Origin of the sequence: Methanobacterium sp. CWC-01, from assembly GCF_030323845.1 — an archaeon.
In the GTDB taxonomy this organism is placed as follows: Archaea; Methanobacteriota; Methanobacteria; order Methanobacteriales; family Methanobacteriaceae; genus Methanobacterium; species Methanobacterium aridiramus.
Genome location: NZ_CP040735.1, coordinates 1,830,884 through 1,848,319, shown reverse-complemented (window position 1 = coordinate 1,848,319; position 17,436 = coordinate 1,830,884). Strand labels below are relative to the sequence as shown.

21 protein-coding genes are annotated in these 17,436 nt (G+C 50.6%); 8 read left to right on the top strand and 13 right to left on the bottom strand.

Translation table 11 applies throughout. The features are described from left to right. Positions 1 to 43 precede the first annotated feature (43 nt). Positions 44 to 1,093, bottom strand: coding sequence for an NAD(P)-dependent glycerol-1-phosphate dehydrogenase (locus FGU46_RS10115; RefSeq protein ID WP_286474812.1), 1,050 nt, complete (start codon positions 1,091 to 1,093; stop codon positions 44 to 46). A gap of 218 nt (positions 1,094 to 1,311) precedes the next feature. Here FGU46_RS10115 and proS point away from each other — a divergent pair, with 218 nt between their 5' ends. The 5 genes from proS to FGU46_RS10090 all read left to right on the top strand — a co-directional run bounded on the left by proS (position 1,312) and on the right by FGU46_RS10090 (position 6,055). After that, on the top strand, positions 1,312 to 2,718 hold the full coding sequence (gene proS / locus FGU46_RS10110) for a proline--tRNA ligase (RefSeq protein WP_286474809.1): 1,407 nt from the start codon (positions 1,312 to 1,314) through the stop codon (positions 2,716 to 2,718). Between the two features lie 12 nt (positions 2,719 to 2,730). Continuing rightward, complete coding sequence (locus tag FGU46_RS10105; protein WP_286474806.1) at positions 2,731 to 3,420, top strand: ARPP-1 family domain-containing protein; 690 nt, start codon at positions 2,731 to 2,733, stop codon at positions 3,418 to 3,420. An 11-nt stretch (positions 3,421 to 3,431) separates the two neighbouring features. Next, positions 3,432 to 4,115 (top strand): 2-phospho-L-lactate guanylyltransferase, encoded by a 684-nt coding sequence (gene cofC, locus FGU46_RS10100; protein ID WP_286474804.1) that lies wholly within the window; start codon positions 3,432 to 3,434, stop codon positions 4,113 to 4,115. Positions 4,116 to 4,167: 52 nt separating this feature from the next. Next, complete coding sequence (gene thiD, locus FGU46_RS10095; RefSeq protein ID WP_286474802.1) at positions 4,168 to 4,932, top strand: bifunctional hydroxymethylpyrimidine kinase/phosphomethylpyrimidine kinase; 765 nt, start codon at positions 4,168 to 4,170, stop codon at positions 4,930 to 4,932. A 94-nt stretch (positions 4,933 to 5,026) separates the two neighbouring features. After that, positions 5,027 to 6,055: a zinc ribbon domain-containing protein gene (locus tag FGU46_RS10090; protein WP_286474800.1), complete on the top strand. Its 1,029-nt coding sequence runs from the start codon at positions 5,027 to 5,029 to the stop codon at positions 6,053 to 6,055. 104 nt (positions 6,056 to 6,159) lie between these two features. Here the strand turns inward: FGU46_RS10090 and FGU46_RS10085 are convergent, their stop codons facing one another. The 12 genes from FGU46_RS10085 to FGU46_RS10030 all read right to left on the bottom strand — a co-directional run bounded on the left by FGU46_RS10085 (position 6,160) and on the right by FGU46_RS10030 (position 14,935). Further along, positions 6,160 to 6,591 carry an ACT domain-containing protein gene (locus FGU46_RS10085; RefSeq protein ID WP_286478459.1) on the bottom strand — a complete coding sequence of 144 codons (432 nt, stop codon included), beginning with the start codon at positions 6,589 to 6,591 and terminating at the stop codon, positions 6,160 to 6,162. A 15-nt stretch (positions 6,592 to 6,606) separates the two neighbouring features. Further along, a complete protein-coding gene (locus FGU46_RS10080; RefSeq protein ID WP_286474798.1) occupies positions 6,607 to 7,908 on the bottom strand; it encodes a phenylacetate--CoA ligase family protein in 1,302 nt (433 codons plus the stop codon). A 225-nt stretch (positions 7,909 to 8,133) separates the two neighbouring features. Beyond that, on the bottom strand, positions 8,134 to 8,733 hold the full coding sequence (locus FGU46_RS10075; protein WP_286474794.1) for a superoxide dismutase: 600 nt from the start codon (positions 8,731 to 8,733) through the stop codon (positions 8,134 to 8,136). A gap of 27 nt (positions 8,734 to 8,760) precedes the next feature. After that, complete coding sequence (locus FGU46_RS10070) at positions 8,761 to 9,447, bottom strand: peroxiredoxin (protein ID WP_286474791.1); 687 nt, start codon at positions 9,445 to 9,447, stop codon at positions 8,761 to 8,763. Positions 9,448 to 9,675: 228 nt separating this feature from the next. Further along, positions 9,676 to 10,185, bottom strand: coding sequence for a ferritin (locus FGU46_RS10065; RefSeq protein WP_286474788.1), 510 nt, complete (start codon positions 10,183 to 10,185; stop codon positions 9,676 to 9,678). Positions 10,186 to 10,209: 24 nt separating this feature from the next. Then, positions 10,210 to 10,371, bottom strand: coding sequence for a rubredoxin (gene rd, locus FGU46_RS10060; RefSeq protein ID WP_286474784.1), 162 nt, complete (start codon positions 10,369 to 10,371; stop codon positions 10,210 to 10,212). Between the two features lie 124 nt (positions 10,372 to 10,495). Beyond that, positions 10,496 to 10,654 (bottom strand): rubredoxin, encoded by a 159-nt coding sequence (locus tag FGU46_RS10055; RefSeq protein WP_286474781.1) that lies wholly within the window; start codon positions 10,652 to 10,654, stop codon positions 10,496 to 10,498. Between the two features lie 13 nt (positions 10,655 to 10,667). Beyond that, positions 10,668 to 10,826: a rubredoxin gene (locus FGU46_RS10050; protein ID WP_286474779.1), complete on the bottom strand. Its 159-nt coding sequence runs from the start codon at positions 10,824 to 10,826 to the stop codon at positions 10,668 to 10,670. Positions 10,827 to 10,940: 114 nt separating this feature from the next. Beyond that, positions 10,941 to 12,140 (bottom strand): low temperature requirement protein A, encoded by a 1,200-nt coding sequence (locus FGU46_RS10045; protein ID WP_286474777.1) that lies wholly within the window; start codon positions 12,138 to 12,140, stop codon positions 10,941 to 10,943. 116 nt (positions 12,141 to 12,256) lie between these two features. Next, entirely contained in the window at positions 12,257 to 12,652 is a 396-nt protein-coding gene (locus FGU46_RS10040; RefSeq protein WP_286474774.1) for a universal stress protein, read from the bottom strand. A gap of 29 nt (positions 12,653 to 12,681) precedes the next feature. After that, positions 12,682 to 13,224: a flavin reductase family protein gene (locus FGU46_RS10035; protein WP_286474772.1), complete on the bottom strand. Its 543-nt coding sequence runs from the start codon at positions 13,222 to 13,224 to the stop codon at positions 12,682 to 12,684. Position 13,225: 1 nt separating this feature from the next. After that, complete coding sequence (locus FGU46_RS10030; protein ID WP_286474770.1) at positions 13,226 to 14,935, bottom strand: ABC transporter ATP-binding protein; 1,710 nt, start codon at positions 14,933 to 14,935, stop codon at positions 13,226 to 13,228. 345 nt (positions 14,936 to 15,280) lie between these two features. Between FGU46_RS10030 and FGU46_RS10025 the strand changes: the two genes are divergently transcribed. The 3 genes from FGU46_RS10025 to FGU46_RS10015 are packed head-to-tail and all read left to right on the top strand — an operon-like array spanning position 15,281 to position 17,398. Beyond that, positions 15,281 to 15,811 carry a nicotinamide-nucleotide adenylyltransferase gene (locus tag FGU46_RS10025; RefSeq protein WP_286478458.1) on the top strand — a complete coding sequence of 177 codons (531 nt, stop codon included), beginning with the start codon at positions 15,281 to 15,283 and terminating at the stop codon, positions 15,809 to 15,811. After that, a complete protein-coding gene (locus tag FGU46_RS10020) occupies positions 15,801 to 16,238 on the top strand; it encodes a molybdenum cofactor biosynthesis protein MoaE (RefSeq protein ID WP_286474766.1) in 438 nt (145 codons plus the stop codon). Before FGU46_RS10025 ends, FGU46_RS10020 begins: the two co-directional genes overlap by 11 nt. A 2-nt stretch (positions 16,239 to 16,240) precedes the next feature. Then, complete coding sequence (locus FGU46_RS10015) at positions 16,241 to 17,398, top strand: HD domain-containing protein (protein WP_286474763.1); 1,158 nt, start codon at positions 16,241 to 16,243, stop codon at positions 17,396 to 17,398. Positions 17,399 to 17,436: the final 38 nt, after the last annotated feature.

The following is a 17,436-nucleotide window of genomic DNA, read 5'->3' as shown; positions in this document are numbered from 1 at the left end:
AGTATGAACTCTTTCTATAGGGTGCAGAACTAAAAAAAATTTTTCAGGATTCTATTACCCCGGTACGCGCCGCCAGCTTCTCCGCAGCCTGGGTGGTGAGTCCCCGATCACCCAGTATGGTGTAACGCTCCTGACGAATGGTGTGTGCCATACTGAGGGCTTCAATAATATAATCTGGTTTTATACCTAATTCCCGGGCGGTGGTAGGTGCCTTGATGGCCTTCAGGGTGTTCCTTATGAATTCCCAGTCCCCGCCATGGAGGTACATCATCATGATGGTGCCCACGCCGCACTGTTCACCGTGGAGGGCTGGCTGGGGGGCGATGACATCCAGGGCATGACTGAACTTGTGCTCGGCTCCACTGGCTGGCCGGCTGCTGCCGGCAATGCTGATGGCCATCCCACTGCTGATGAGGCCCTTAACCACCAGGGCCGCGCTTTCCACGTGTCCCTCCTTCACGGCGTCCGCCATTTTGGCGGTTACCTCGGCAGTTACCAGGGATAAATTCGCGGCCGAGTCACTGAAGTATTCATTCAACAGGCGATGGGCCAGTTTCCAGTCCAGCACCGCAGTCTGGTTGGATATGATATCCCCAAAACCTGCGGCCAATAGTCGAAAGGGTGCCTGTCCAATTATATGGGTGTCAGCGATTATTCCCATGGGGGGTGTGGCCTCGATGGACACACTTCCTCCCTCATTTTTGATGGATGCCCGGGGTGAGGCAATTCCATCGTGGGAAGCAGCGGTGGGGACGCTTATGAAATCCAGGTTGCAGCGGGTGGAGGCCAGTTTGGCCACGTCGATAACCTTCCCGCCTCCCACTCCCAGCACCGCAGATACACCCTCCATCTGGTCCTGAACCTCCCCCACTACTTCCAGGGAGGGATGGTGGATGACAGTATTTTCCACTTCAAAACCTTCCTTCTGTAGACTTTCCATAACCTTCTCCCCCCCAATCTTCAGGGTGGTGGGTCCGGTTACCACCAGAAATTTGCCTTTAAGCCTTAAATCCTTGCATATGGCTGCGGTGTCTTCAATGACACCCGGCCCCACATGCATTCCACGGGGGAGCAGCACCCGTTTAAAATCCATCTAGAAATCACCGTCCATTATACTAGTTCTACTAGGAGGCGTCTTTAAAATAATTTTTGATTTTTAAGCATTTCCTTGGTTAAGCATGGTTTTTACCCCACATTCCATGAAGGGAGTTGCGCCTTTTTAAAATTCTTAGGTTCCCTGTGGAAAAAGTTTATTATCCTCCACCTAAAAAGCTAGGTATTGAATTAAAAATAGACTCTCTGGGTGAATAAATGTCCAAGTTCAGTGAATGGTTCCATAACATCCTTGAAGAAGCAGAAATTATCGATACCAGATATCCTATTAAGGGAATGCACGTATGGCTACCCCAGGGCTTTCAGATAAGAAAGAACGCCCTGAAGTTGCTTAAAGGCATTCTAGATGAAGATCATGATGAAGTACTCTTTCCATTACTAATACCCGAAGATGAACTGGCCAAGGAGGCCATCCATGTTAAGGGCTTTGAAGAAGAGGTTTACTGGATAACCCACGGGGGATTAACCCCCCTGGGAAAGAAGCTGGCCCTGCGTCCCACCAGTGAAACCGCCATGTACCCCATGTTCGCCCTGTGGGTGCGCAGCCACCAGGATTTGCCCATGAGGTTCTATCAGGTGGTTAACACCTTCCGTTACGAGACCAAACACACCCGGCCCCTGATCCGGGTGCGGGAGATCACCACCTTCAAAGAAGCCCACACCGTGCACACCACCTCCCAGGAAGCAGAAAAGCAGGTGGAACGGGCCATTGAAATTTACTCATCCTTCTTTGACCAGGTGGGGATTCCCTATGTGGTCACCCGCCGTCCGGAGTGGGATAAGTTTCCCGGTGCTGATTACACCATGGCCTTCGACACCCTGCTGCCGGATGGTAAGACCCTGCAGATCGGTACCGTGCACAACCTGGGCCAGACCTTCGCCCGGACCTTCCAGATCACCTACGAAACCGAGGAGGGCCAGCATGAATACGTGTACCAGACCTGCTACGGTCTCTCGGATCGGATCATAGCCTCCATAATCGGGGTCCATGGTGATGAGGGAGGATTGTCACTTCCCCCCGAGGTGGCACCCTACCAGGTGGTGGTGGTGCCCATCATATTCAAGGAGGGTGCCCAGGAAGTCCTGGACTTCTGCGCCAAACTGGAAAAACAGTTAAGATCAGCCGGTTTCAGGGTGCGCCTGGATGACCGGGATCTCCGGGCTGGTAAGAAGTTCTACGAATGGGAGATGCGGGGAGTGCCCCTCCGTATAGAGATCGGACCCCGGGACCTGAAGGAGGGCAAGATGGTCCTGGTGAGAAGAGACACCCGGGAGAAGGAGTTCGTGGAATACCAGGCCGAGGAACTGGTGGAGCTGGTGGAAGATCGACTAGGAAATATAACCACCCACCTTAGAGAAAAGGCCTGGGAGATGCTCCGGGAAAACATCCGGGAAGTGAAGACCCTGGAGGAAGCCCGGGACACCATACAGGAGAATAATGGTATTGTTTCATTTTTATGGTGCGGGGATGAAGCCTGCGGTAAAGATGTGGAGGAAAAGGTTCACGTGGATATCCTGGGCATCCAGGGGGATGACGACACCGGTAAATGTGTTAACTGTGGAAAAACGGCCAGATACCGGGCACTCCTGGCCCGGACCTACTAGGAGGTTAGAAGAATGAACATCAGGGCCATAATTCTGGTACTGCTGGTGGTGGTATTTGCAGTTAGTATGGGGGCCATTAACTTCGCCTCCTTGGGTAGTGCGGACCTGGAACAGGCCCAGGCCGAAGGCAACGCTGGGGTTATCCAGAACACCGAGGCCGGTACCGTGCCCCACACGGTGACCATCACCAACAACGGAACCCAGAATGTGAAGGTTAACCAGGGACAGCTCCTGGAGAGCCCCGACTCCCAGGACCTGGTGGTGGCGGAAAATGTGACCATCACCCCCGGCACCAACAGCACGGTAAAAGCTTACTGCACCGAACCCAGCCAGAAGGCGGCTCCGGGTAGTAGTTTAATTGCCAATCAAACTGCCAACACCCTGGTGTTAACCATTATCCAGGCTTCAGCCCCCTCCGATGCCGCCAGCGCCCGGCAGGCCCAGCTCAAGATCTGGAACCTGAAGACCGGTGGTGAAGTGGACCCCTACACCGGTGAGGCAGCGGCCCTGGTTCAGACCAGCAAATCATCCTACTACCAGCTGCAACAGGACCTCTCCACCGCCAGGGATAACCTCAGCTCCCAGTTCAACCTCAACAATGAAACCCTGAAGAACATGCAGAACCTGGTGGACACCCGGGACGGATTCACCAGATGGCTGGAGAGTGTTGAGAACTGGTTAAACCAGTTAATAGGAGCCTAACAGGGATGACCATGAAAAAAACTGCGGCCATAATACCGGTATCTCGGTTTTCACACGCCAAAACCAGGCTCTCACCCATATTATCCCCCGCTGAGAGGGAAGGCCTGTTGAAGGCCATGCTACAGGATGTGATCCAGGCCCTGAAGGATGTGGTGGATGATGTGGTGGTGATCAGTTCGGATGGAGATGTTTTAAACTTCTTACGACCCCTGGATGTTCACTGTTTAAAGGAAAAAGGTCACACTGACCTTAACGGTGCGCTGACCCAGGCCCTGGAGTGGTACCAACCCCAGGGTGACCAGGTGATCATCGTACCCTCCGATGTACCCCTCCTCAGTGAGGGGCTGGTTAAGGGACTGTTAACCATGGCCGAAGAGTACCAGGTGGTCATCGCCCCTTCTAAGGGAGGAGGTACCAACGCCCTCATCTGCCCCAGCTGTGGATTTAAGATGAATTTCGGTGATTGCAGCTTCTTCGTGCACCTGGAGGAAGCCGGGAAGGCCGGATTAAGCCATGAGATTTTTGATTCCTTCTACCTCTCCCTGGACGTGAACACCTCCGAGGATCTGGGGGAGATCATGCTCCACGGGGTGGGAACCCATACCCAGCAATTCCTGGAGGGCCTGGGCCTAAAGGTGTACTCCCACCGGGGGTCCGAGCGTTTAAGGGTGGAAAGACCTGACCAAGAGAACTAATTTAAAAGAGAACTAAGTTAAGATAAATTTAAAAGAACCCTAAGGTGACTAGATGAACCCACCAATGGCCCTATCTATAGCCGGCTTCGACCCCTCCGGGGGTGCGGGAATACTGGCCGATATCAAGACCTTCCACTCCCTGGATGTGTACGGGACCGCAGTTATCACGGCCCTCACCGCCCAGAACGTGAACCGGGTGGCCGGAGTGGAAGCGGTGTCCCTGGATTTTGTTGAAAAACAGCTGGACCTGGTGATGGAGGGCTACCCCCTCCGTTATGCTAAGACCGGGATGCTCTACTCCCCGGATATGGTGAAGCTGGTGGCCCGTAAGGTAAAAGAATACCAGCTGCAGTTGGTGGTGGATCCGGTCCTGGTGGCCGGTTCCGGCGGTTCACTGGCTAGGGAGGGAATGGTCCAGGCCTTAAAAAGATACCTGCTCCCCCACGCTTTGCTGGTAACCCCTAATCTTTCGGAAGCCCAGGAGTTATCTGGAATCAGCATAGAAGAGGAGGAGGACGCCATCCAGGCCGCGGTGGAAATTGGAAAGATGGTGCCGGTGGTGGTTACCGGGGGCCATCTCCAGGGCCGGGACATCTTCTACCAGGATAGAGTGCAGATAATCGAGGGGGAACTGATAGAAAGCAGCCACACCCATGGCAGCGGATGCACCTACTCCGCAGCAGTGACCGCCTACTTATCCCAGGGGCTGGTGGTGGAGGAGGCCCTCCAGAGAGCCGCGGGGATGGTGAAAGAGGCCATCCGGAGGGGTAGGCTGGGTACGGTGAACCAGTTTTTAGAAATCTCACATAAACCTTAAAATAGATAAGAGAGTACCTCAAAAGTATTCAATAAGTTTTTAGAATCATACCAGAGTACATACCGTTTATTCCCATGAGATGGAGTGTGAAGTTATGGTTTCCAATGAAGAGATAAAAAGAATGCTCGAAAACCGCAGAAGAGGAATTAAAACTGAACCGAAAAAGGAAGCCCCTGCCCCGGTTCCCCCAGGTACTGGTCGAAAGCCCATGAGTCCCCCAGCTCCAACCTGTGAATCCTGTGGAGCCCAGAATCCCCCGGATTCCAAGTTCTGTATCAAATGTGGAGCGGCCCTATCGGCACCAGAAAAGGTCGAAGAAGAGAAAAAGGCAGAAACTCCCCCGGTTAATTTACCCCGTTCAGGGATGGATGGTATTGACTACAAGACCTGTCCCAACTGCAGTCATCAGAACAAGCCCCTGGCCAAGTTCTGTGTGGTGTGCGGCCATAAATTGGAGGATGTTGATGTTTCAAAACCAGAAACTGGTTCACTACTGGAACAGGTACCGGATACTTCTGAATCTGAACTAGAGGAAGAAACCGTGGTGGATAAGCCAGCAGGGGAAGAAACCCCGGCGGTGGCAGAACTCATTGATGAAGAATCAGTCCAGGAAGAAACCCAGAAAAGAACCTTACTATCCCGGAAGGTTCCTGAAGAAGAACTTAGTGCTGGTGAGGCAGGAACTACTACTGAAGAAGCCCCAGAAGATATCGCCCGGGAGCCTGCAGTAGAGGGGCCTACAGTAGAGGGAACTATTGGAGAGGAGCCTGCAGTAGAAGAAAGTACTGAACAGGAGCCTGCCGTAAATATTACAGAGGAGGCAGTCCCTGAGGATGTTCCATCGGTAGAAACTGCTCTAGAAGAGGCCACACCAGAAGAGGAAGTTCCGGAAGAGGAGGGGTTGCCCCAGGTAAAAACCTTCAAATTCGGCCAGGATTCACTGGAAATGGAAGAAGAGCCAGCAGCTGAAATATTAAGCGGAGAAGATGCTGCTCAAACCACAGAACAATCCCCGGCGGACCCCATGGAGAAGATCAAAAAGGCCAAAGAACTCCTGGATATTGGGGCCATCACTGAGGAAGAGTTTGAGGAGATTAAAAAGAAATATTTAGCCATGATTTAAAAGTATGCCTGGGAGGGGGCTTTACTCCCTCCTATTCCTTGTTTTAAATCCTCTACATGTTTTAGAGCCCACTTTTTTTATCAAATTTCATTTTTATTTATTTATTATAGTTTGTACACCTCATCTGCGGCCAGGATGGTCACCTGGGCTTCTTCCAGGGCACGGATACCGGCATCCACGTCTTCGGTGCGAATCACCACCATGGCCTTTTCCTCATTTTTCTCCACGAAGGCGTAGAGGTATTCCACGTTTATATCAGCCTGGGTTAAAACTCCCAGGATATGGCCCAGTCCTCCGGGTTCATCCGGTACTTCCACGGCTATGACATCGTTGACCTTCACCACGAAGTGGTTCTCCGTCAGCACCTCCTGGGCCTTCTCTGGGTCAGGCACGATCATTCGCAGGATGCCGAACTCGGAGGTGTCGGCAATGGACAGGGCCCGGATGTTTATATCCGAGGTGGCCAGTACATTCATGGCCTTCCACAATCTTCCCTTCCGGTTTTCTAAAAACACTGATATCTGTTTGAGTTTCATCATTATACCCCTTTTTTAGTCAAATTTTCGTTTATCAATAACCCTTACTGCTTTACCCTCACTACGGGGAATGCTCTCTGGTTCCACCAGGTTCACATTAACCCGCAGTCCAATCTCGTCATGGATACGTTTTTGTATCATGGTCTTGGCCTTCTCCACGTGTTTCACCTCATCGGAGAACAGTGCCGGGGAGGCCTCCACGTGCACCTCCAGTTCATCCAGTTGCTGGGGCCGGGTGACCATGATCTGGTAGTGGGGTTCCAGTCCCGGGATCTTCAGGAGGGCCCGTTCGATCTGGGATGGGAATACGATAACCCCCCTTATCTTCAGCATGTCATCGCTTCTACCGGTGATGCGGTCCATCTTAATCAGGGTACGGCCACATCCACATCTCCCACTCCGCAGGGCGGTGATGTCCCGAGTGCGGAAGCGCAGGATGGGCATGCCCTCCCGGGTGAGGGTGGTCAGGACCAGTTCTCCCTTCTCCCCCTCAGGCAGGGTCTCTAGAGTCTGGGGGTCGATGATCTCCGGGTAGAAGTGGTCATCGAAGATGTGCAACCCACTCTTTTCCATGCACTCCTGGGCCACCCCGGGTCCGATGATCTCGGTGAGGCCGTAGATGTTAAGGGCATCCAGATGCAGGCGCCGCTCGATCTCCTCCCGCATCTCCTCGGTCCACATCTCCGCCCCGAATACACCGGACTTCAGGTTAAGATCATCCCCGGTGATGCCCTCCTTCTCCAGGACCTCAGCCAGGTACAGGGCGTAGGAGGGAGTGCAGGTGATGATGCTGCTCTGGAAGTCCTTCAGGATCTCGATCTGGCGCTGGGTGTTACCGGCGGAGATGGGAATGACTGTGGCTCCCAGGTAGTGGGTGCCGTAGTGCACCCCTAAACCACCGGTGAAGAGCCCGTAGCCATAACAATTCTGTATAACATCCTTTTTTTGAGCACCAGCCATGGTCAGGGCCCTTGCCATTACCTCACTCCAGATCCGGATATCCTCCCGGGTGTAACCGGATACGGTGGGCTTGCCGGTGGTACCGGAGGAGGTGTGTACCTCCACAATATCATCGGAGGACACCGCGAACATGCCAAAAGGATAAGCATCCCGCAGGTCGGCCTTGGTGGTGAAGGGTATCTTCTCCAGATCAGATAGGGTTTGAATGTCCTCGGGACCTATTCCCACCTCATCGAAGCGTTTCTGGTAGTAGGGCACATTGTGGTAGGCCCGATTAACCACCTGCTGCAGTTTTTCCAATTGCAGTTTATTCTTCATATCCGGTTCCATGCACTCGGCTTCTTCATTCCAAATCATCAGCATACCTCAAAATTATAAAAGCATCTTCATATACTCATTTTAAATATAAGATACCGGTTACTAATCTTTTTTTTATAGAATAAAAAAATATGGTCTGCCCCTTCCTTTAACTGATTTGACTGAAAAATAAACTGATTAGCTAAAAAAATAATAAAAAGGAAACGAGGTGGTCTCCTTTCCGGGTTTATAAGACTCTTACACCTAAGATGGGTTAGATCTTATCTACAGTAGTTCTTCCAGGCGTTGGTTAACTTCATCCCATTTGACGATGTTCCAGAAGGCAGCCACGTAGTCTGGTCGCACGTTTTTGTAGTCCAGATAGTAGGCGTGCTCCCATACATCCAGGACCATGAGTACCGGGAATTTGGGAATGACGTTGACGTTGTGCTTCTCCACCTGCATGATGAACAAACGATCAGTTACTTTGCAGCGGGTTAAAACGGCCCATCCAGATCCTTCGGTACCGATGGCGGCCTGGGAAAATTCCTGTTTAAATCGTTCGAAACTTCCAAAGTCATCTTCAATGTACTTGGCAATGGTGCCTGTGGGTTCTCCTCCGCACTCCTCCGCGGGCCCTAAATTCTTCCAGAAGAGTTTGTGAAGGGCAAATCCACCTACATGGAAGGACAGTTCCTTGGCCACTGCCTTGATATCAAATTCATCCGGGCGGCTGTCGAACTTCTGCAGGAGAGCGTTGGCCCCATCCACGTAGGCCTGGTGATGTTTCTGGTGGTGTATTTTAAGCTGCTCCTCACTTATGTAAGGGGCCAGGGCCCCATAGTCGTAGGGCAGGGCTGGTAATTCATACATCTTCTTTGCCATACTTCCATCTCCTTTAATATTTTACTGTTATTTCTGTTCTTCGGGAATATAGCAGAACCACCAGTCGTAGCATTTGTTCTCAGCCAGCCTTTTACGGGCGGTTTCCACATCAGCAGCTGGCGGAATAATCACTCCTTCACCGATAAGTTCGTTTTCAGGCCAGTTAGCTGGTATAGCCACACCCCTTTCCTCGTTGACTTGGAAACCTTTAATCATTCGGACCACTTCATCGATGTTACGTCCCAGCTCCTGGGGGTAGTACAGCATGGCCCGCATAATACCCCGGGGGTCCACGATGAACACTGCCCGGACGGTGTTGGAACCCTTGGAAGGGTGTATGATTCCCAGAGTTTTAGCTACTTTTCCGGTGTCGGCGATGATGGGGAAGGTGATCTCCACGCCCAGTTCATCCTTGATCCAGTCTATCCATTTAATGTGACTATGAACCTGGTCTACACTGAGCCCGATAAGTTCCACGTTGAGTTCCTGGAACTGGTCGATACGTTTCTGGAAGGCCACAAATTCGGTGGTGCACACCGGTGTGAAGTCACCCGGATGACTGAATAAAACGAACCACTTACCCTTCATATCCTTAGGGAGCTTCATCATCCCCTGAGTGGTCTGAACTTCCATCTTCGGAAACTCGTCGCCTATAAGTGGCATTCCCTTACCGGCATCTTTAACCTTGCGTACTTCGTAAACTTTTTCTCCCATAGTTTCACCTCTCTAATGTATAGATATCTTGTTTTTCATTAATGATTAATATTTCGATTTTAGTAGTATAGTAACTGTAAATCTGCTGTAAATAGTATTAACCTGTATAAAAATATGGGGTGAGTACTATTAATTTGTTTAAAAAATCCTGGGATTTATAGAATTTCCTTTAATCTACATTTCATTCAAAGAATAATTGTCAAAAAAAATAATAAAAAGAGGAGAGAATTACTCCTCTGTTGGGGGATGGAACACTCGCTGGGCGAATTCCTGGTCCAGCATGTACAGGCCACTTTTTGATTCACCGGCCATTTTAACCTTCTGCAGTACACCGCTGGCTGATTCTTCTTCCTCCACTTGCTCGGCCACAAACCATTGCAGGAAGTTGTTGGTGGCGTGGTCGGATAGTTCCAGGGCCAGGTCCACCAGTTTGTTGATGAGGCCGGTGACCATCTGCTCATGCTCGTAGACATGCTCAAATACAGTGGTGGCAGATTCCCATTCATTCTGGGGGGCTTCAATATCGGCCATTACTGCTAGGCCACCCCTGCGCACAAGGTAGTCGTAGAACTTCATGGCGTGGCTGAGTTCCTCCTGGGCCTGGATACGCATCCAGTTGGCAAAGCCAGGCAAGTCCTGGTCTTCAAAATAGGCAGCCATGGCCAGGTACAGGTAGCCGGAATACAGCTCCCGGTTAAACTGGAAATTCAGGGCTTCCTCCATCCTTTCATCTAACATTACAAAACACCTCGGTTTTTTTAGTTAGTCTATGGGTTTAAACATGCTTTTACCGGCTCCGCACATGGGACAGCACCAGTCCTCAGGCAGATCCTCAAAGGCGGTACCCGGATCAACACCGGACATGGCGTCTCCTTCTTCCGGGTTGTATACATAACCACAGGGGGTACAAATATATTTCTGCATTAGATTCCTCCTTTTTTAGTTTTAATAGATTTTAATCCTTTAAATTTAATTTAGATCCCTATATAGATCTCTTTTAACATTCTTCTACCAGCCCACAGACTTCGCACTCACTTCAGATACCATCCTATACTTTAAGGAAACGTATCTTACCAGCTCCACACTTGGGACAGGACCAGGTGTCAGGCAGGTCCTCAAAGCCAGTTCCCGGTGGAGTGCCAGTCCGGGATTCCCCTGATTCAGAGTCGTAGACGTAGCCACAAACTTTGCATTTATATCTAGTCAACTATCTCACCTCTTCATAGGGGTGTGAACTTGAAGGTTGGCACCCCACATTTTGGGCATCTCCAGGTGTCTGGCAGGTCCTCAAAGGCTGTTCCCGGTGGAGTGTTGGTCCGGGGCTCTCCCAACGCTGGATCGTAGATGTAGTTACAAACTCGGCATTTGTACTTTTGCAATCTTGGCCTCCTGTATTGGTTAGATAATTATTCACTAACATTCATTATACTAATTTCTTAATCAGATGTTAATATTTCTATGGTTTGGAGTAATTGAAATTTGAAAAATCGTTTCTATTCTAATTGACAGCTCTGGTAGGTGGTTTTTCGGAAGGAAAGGGCCACCTTGGCCAGGCATAGTAAAGTTAATATTCCAAGAATCAATTCTCCTGGTACAGATGAACCCAGGAACCCGGTTAACAGTACCAGGACTATTATCACATAGTAAGGTAATCTATGGCGATGTATCTCCCTGTTTTTACACTCCTCTAATCGGTAGGCGGAAAAGAAAATGGTGGAGAGGGATAAAAGAGCCAGGGCTAAACCACCACAGAGCATCCACACTTCACCAGGGATCATGGGCTGCCACAAAGTGAGGGCGATGACGTGTTTGATTCCGGCAGCAACCATGGCTATGCCAATTAGAAGCGGAAAGTGGGAGTAAAACCATAACTGATACTTCCTAATCTGGGTTCCGGCATCCAGAACCCGAGTTTCAGCACCTCGGGCTTCTTCAAAGTAACCCCACCAGATGGTAAAAGCTATAATCAGACCCATTAATCCAGCTATTTCGGTTCCCATACTCAGACCGATGTTACTAATGGTGAATACCACGCTGACAATTGCTTCACCAATTATGATGATGGTGAAAAGTCCAAAACGCTCCGGGAGGTGGGTGGCGTGGGGTGGAAACTTCAAATGCTTTTCGGAGGCAGTGAGAGGCGTTATTAAATCAATCACTAACGCAATCCCCCAGATGACATAACGCCAGGGGGCAGGTATGAATGTTGAAAAGACCCATAAAGATGCGGCAATACCAAAACCCACCACATAATGCTGGGTTAAGGATTTAACCGGGGGTGATTGTTTACCTGCCAAGTAGTATTCAAAAACCAGCACGAACCTTAAAGCAGCATAGGAAAGTGCGAATCCGGTTCCGGTACTACCCAGCGCGTCTCTAACATTAACTGCCAGAGAAGCCACGATTAACATCTGTAACATGGTTAAAAAGCGGTTCAGAAGATCATCAGTACCAAATCTGCTCATATAAAAGGTGTGACCCACCCAGCCCCACCAGATAACGAAAAATAAAGGTAAAGACTCTAGTAATCCCAGGAAGGAGTAGTCTAGGCTGAGGTTAAGGGTTAATAGGGAGATGGCCGCCACGAAGACCAGATCATAAAGCAGTTCGGTCCAGTTGGCGTGACGTTCCTGGTCCTCGCTTTGCCCAGAATTATAGAGGGACGGTATAATGGGATCGTTATCCCTGGCCATTTTAACACCATTAATTACTACTTATTCCCGGGGAAGAGTTTAAAATAAGGTTTCCCGGTGGATTTAGTCATAGTAGAATGCACAACTATCAGGTATCGCCTGAGATTACCCTGTCATTATTTTACCAGCATCACCGGCACCGGCACCGTCCTCAGGGCATTCTCGGCCACACTACCCATTAACAGCTTTTCCACACCAGTACGGCCATGGGTGCCGATTATCACCAGGTCGACTTCGGATTTGGTGACGATCTTGGCCATGTCCCGGCGGGGGTTTCCAAAAAGCATCATGGTATCCACCGGGACGTTAATTTCCTGGCCCTCCTTCCTCACCTGTTCCAGTATATCCTGGCCCTCCTCCTCCAGGACCTCAAAGGGCAACATCAGCTTCTCATCCAATACATGCAGTGCCACCACCCGGGATCCCAGCTCCCGGGCCAGGGATAAGCCCACCTTCACGGCGCGTTCTGCATACTCAGACCCATCAGTAGGTACCATTATCTTTTTAAACATATTATACATCCCCCATTCTATTTAAGATCTTAAATGACCCTTTTACGGTGGTCTCCCACCACGAAGTCCTTCCCACCCAAGTGCAGGACTGGTTTGGTGTTCTCCACAGCGAGGAGTCCCTCCTGTAGGGAATCATCCCGGGCAGTTACCCGTACCACTTCCCCCACCACCAGCTGGTGATCGCCACATTCCTGGTCGGATACCACTTTACACTCCAACTGGGCCACGCACTCCTTGATACCGGGAGCTCTAACAATCTGTGAATCTTTGCCAGTTAATCCTGCCTTTTCCAGTTCGTTCACACCTTCGGGGAAGCTTTCACTGGTGATCCACAGCTCTTCCAGTATCTCCTCTCCAGGCAGGTTCACCACGAATTCTCCAGTTTCCTGGAGGTTGTGGTAGGTGTGGTGGGTGGGAACCGAGGCCACTGCTAAAAGGGGCGGGTTCACCGATACTGGCATGGTGAAGGAGAATGGGGCAGCGTTTATTTCACCCTTTAAGTTGACGGTGGTGATGATTATGGTGGTGCGAGGGGCCATCACCCGGTAGAATTGTGAAAGATCCAGTTCCATTCTAGACCGCCTCTTTTTCCAGGTACTTGGCATGGCATTTTTCTATGAAATCCTGGCACAGGGCCCGGGTATCGCCCTGGTCCACCAGTAGTCCGTCCTCCATCATAATGGCCCGGGTGGCCAGTTCCTCGATGAAGTCCACGTGGTGGCTGACCATGATGAAGGTGGTGTTGAATTCCTGGTTTATACGTTTCAGACTGTTAGAAACAATCCGCAGAGTGAGGGGGTCCAGATCACCGAAGGGCTCATCTAAAAAGAGTATTTTAGGCTGCGAGGCTAGTACCAGTGCTATGGTGGCCCGTACCTTCTGTCCTCCCGATAGTTCGTAGGATCTACGGTCCAGTATTTCCAGGGGAAGATCCAGTGCCTGGAAGATGGGTTCTGCATATCTTCGCACCTCTTTTTCCGGGAATCCTGGAAATAGTTCATCTAAGATGTCGGGTGAGAGCCCAATATTCTCTAATCGGTATTTGGCCTCGTTTTCGGGCAGGTCGGTGAGCTGGTACAGCACATCCAAGACCTGGTCAGATATTCCCAGCTCCTCGGCTTTTTTCTTGGCGGCGTCCACCACCATCTCATTCTTCACCCCCAGGCGGTGGGCGATCTGATCCCGAATGGTGGCGTAGTGGGTTAGGCTAAATTCCTGGTGCATGAAGCCCAGCTGCCTGCGTACCGTCATCCTTTCTATTCCAGGTTGGTGCATGTCCACCCAATTTCCATCCAGCTTAAATGATACTTTCCCCCCATCGGGCTGGTCCAGTCCCGCCATCATACGCAGGAGCACGGTTTTACCGGCACCGCTGGTTCCAATGAGGCTTAATATTTCACCCTCTTTAACTTCAAAATTAATATCTTCCATGGAGAGAACGTTTCCCCCCTTTAAAAGGTAAAACCTTCGGGCCAGATCATCCACCCTTATCAGGGAAGGACCCACCTCCTGGGTATCTCGACCGGGCTCAGCCTCATCCATACCGGCGAGGAACTTGTTTATAACCTCATCCGGCTTTCCCTCCTCCTTTACCTGACCATTTTCCATAAGTATCAGCTTGTGGGAGAGGTAACGGTGCACCTCAGGCAGGTGAGATACCAGAAGCACGGTGATGCCCAACTCCTGGTTGATATTTTTTATAGCATCCAGTATTTCCTGTTTAGTCCTGGGACAGGACATGGTGGCCGGTTCATCCAGAAGGAGTACTTCCGGCTTTTTAGCCAGTTGTCGGGCCATGATCAGTCTCTGCTTTTCACCACCACTCAGGACCGGGGCGAAGTGCTCGGCCTTGTGACCCAGACCCACCAGGCGCAAAAGTTCCAATGCTTCCTCTTTAAACTCATCGTTGGCATGATCAAAGTCAGTTAAACCCTCATCACCATACTTGGCTCCGTAGAGTTTACGCACCACGTTCTGTACCGTTGATTCCGGCCATAATCCAAAGGAACGTTGCAGGTGGATGGCAGTGGCCTCTCTAAGTTTGCGGGAGTAGTAGGAGGTGGAGTCATGCTTCACTGTGAGATCCCCAATGCTGATCTCTCCCTGATCAAAGCTTTCCACTCCCCGAATTATACGCAGGAGGGTGCTCTTACCCGAGCCACTGGTCCCAATTATACCCATAATTTCGCCCCGGGCCACCTGGAAATTAACATCATTAAGGGCTGGGATTTGCACCCCATCCTCAGTCTGGAAGGTTTTAGATAAATTCTTAACTGTTATCATTTTTTAATCACCTGAAGTATTTCCTCTAAATTTAATTCCTAGTGATAATTTTATTCCTAGTGAATTTGCCACATTCCCCTTAAACGTGGTAAATAGTTGGTCATGGAATTTAGTTGTTGGTGCTGATTTAAAAGATTTTGCGTTACTTTTTTTTAATTTAAATGGACTCTGCATATATTTAGGGCGGATATTATCAATCCCCTGGAAGGCCTGGGAGTACCGTTCCCGTTCCTAACTTCCAGCACCATCCACATTCCATGGTGTCCCAGTCACCACCCAATATAAATAGATAAAATCTAAAATAGTTTTATGGTGAGATAAGATGAGGGGTTCATGGTGAGAATGATGAGGGGCTTACTGGTTGGTCGCATGCAACCCGTGCACCAGGGCCACCTGCAGGTGATTAAAACTATACTGCAGGAAGTGGATGAACTTATAATTGGCATAGGCAGCGCCCAGTTGAGTCACACCGTTAAGGATCCCTTCACCGCCGGGGAGCGGGTTATGATGCTTACCAAGTCCCTGGCAGAAAACAACATCGCTGCATCACGTTACTACATCCTGCCCATCCAGGACATTGCCTGTAACGGTGTCTGGGTGGCCCACCTGGAGATGCTCTCCCCACCATTCAGCAAGGTCTACACTGGCAATCCACTGGTGCAGCGGCTCTTTTTTGAGGCAGGATATGAAGTAGAGGTACCGCCTCTTTTTAACCGAAAAATCTACTCGGGAACCGAAGTAAGACGGAGGATGCTGGCTGATGAGGACTGGCAGTCCCTGTTACCCTCCACCGTGGTGGAGGTTATCCAGGAGACTGGGGGAGTAGCCCGCATTAAACATCTCAACCGCAAGGAGGTGAGTGAAGTTGACCATTAAACTCATAAAACAGGGTGAGGAAGAGATCACCATCAACCAGTTAATAGATGAACTGAAGAAAATCCCCCAGATCGCCGAATGTGGAGCCATATTTGCCTTCGAAGGCCTGGTAAGGGGTGAAGAGAAGGATCTGAGCACCCACACCCTGAACATGACCACCCTAGATTATGATAAATCCCAGATGGAGCTGGAGAAACTGGTGGAAGATGTTAAAGACAAACACCAGGTTAAGGAAGTGGCGGTGATCCACTACCTGGGCAAATTCCAGCCGGGTGATCCCTTATTTTTAGTTGCGGTAGCCGGGGCCCACCGGCAGGAAACCCGCGCCGCCCTCAACGAAGTAATAGAGAGGGTTAAGTATGAATTGGAGTTCCAGAAGGAAGAGGAAACCAACCAGGGTAACCGTATCATAATGTCCGGAGGGTAGATATGAAGTCCATCAGGGACAGTGTCCATGGCGACCTGCAGCTGGAGGAGTTTGAAGTAGCGCTGGTTGATACACCGGAAATACAGAGACTGCGCCGCATAAAACAGCTAGGATTTACCTACCTGGTCTATCCCGGAGCCAACCACACCCGTTTCGAGCACTCCATGGGTACCATGTACCTGGCCGGGAGGCTGGCCCTGAACCTGGATCTGGATCCGGATACCCGGACTCTGTTACGGGTCTGCGCCGCCCTGCACGATGCAGGGCACGGTCCCTTCTCCCATGTCTCGGAGGGGGTTCTGGAAACATCCCACGAGAAGCTTACCTCACGTTTAATCCGGGAATCAACCCTGGGAGACATCCTATCCGAGAGGTATAATCTGAAGGAAGTGGTGGGGATCATCAGTGGCCAGGGACCCCTGGGACAGATAATATCCGGAGACTTGGATGTAGATCGTATGGACTACCTGCTGCGGGACTCCTACTACACCGGGGTGGCTTACGGTATCATCGACGTGGAGCGGCTCCTGAATAACATGTACCTGGACGGGGAGCACCTCACCCTCCACCGTAAGGGGGTGCAGGCCGCCGAGGCCATGCTCCTGGCCCGTTACTTCATGTATCCCAGCGTGTACCAGCACCACACCACCCGTATCGTTAATTCTATGTTCCGGCGCGGTTTAGGTCATCTTTTAAAAGCGGAGGTCATCCATTCGGATGAGATCTACCGTTACGATGATGCGGATATCGTCAGTGCTGCACGGAAAGAGAAGGGCTACGTCCGGGATATTATACGTCGCCTGGATAATCGTCAACTCTTCAAACGGGTTTACTCTCTTAAACTGGATGGTCTGGATGATCCCATGGCGGTTTTCCGTATGGACGAGTCCTTAAACCGCCAGGCCGAACTGGAAATGGCGGAGGATCTGGGAGTGGAGGAGGACTATATCCTAATTGACCTACCGGAATATCCTGCCTTCAACGAGCACACCCCCGTATCGGTATATGGCTCCACTAAAACCCTGGGAGAAGTTTCTAACCTGGTGGTGGCCCTGGAACACGCCCGCTTCAACCATGCCGATCTATCCATTTACATGCCGGAAGAGGAGGCATCCCAGGTGAAGGGATTCCCCTTCCGGGATTATCTGAACCTACCATAATAAAAATAAATCCGTATATGTACCTAAAATACTCTTTT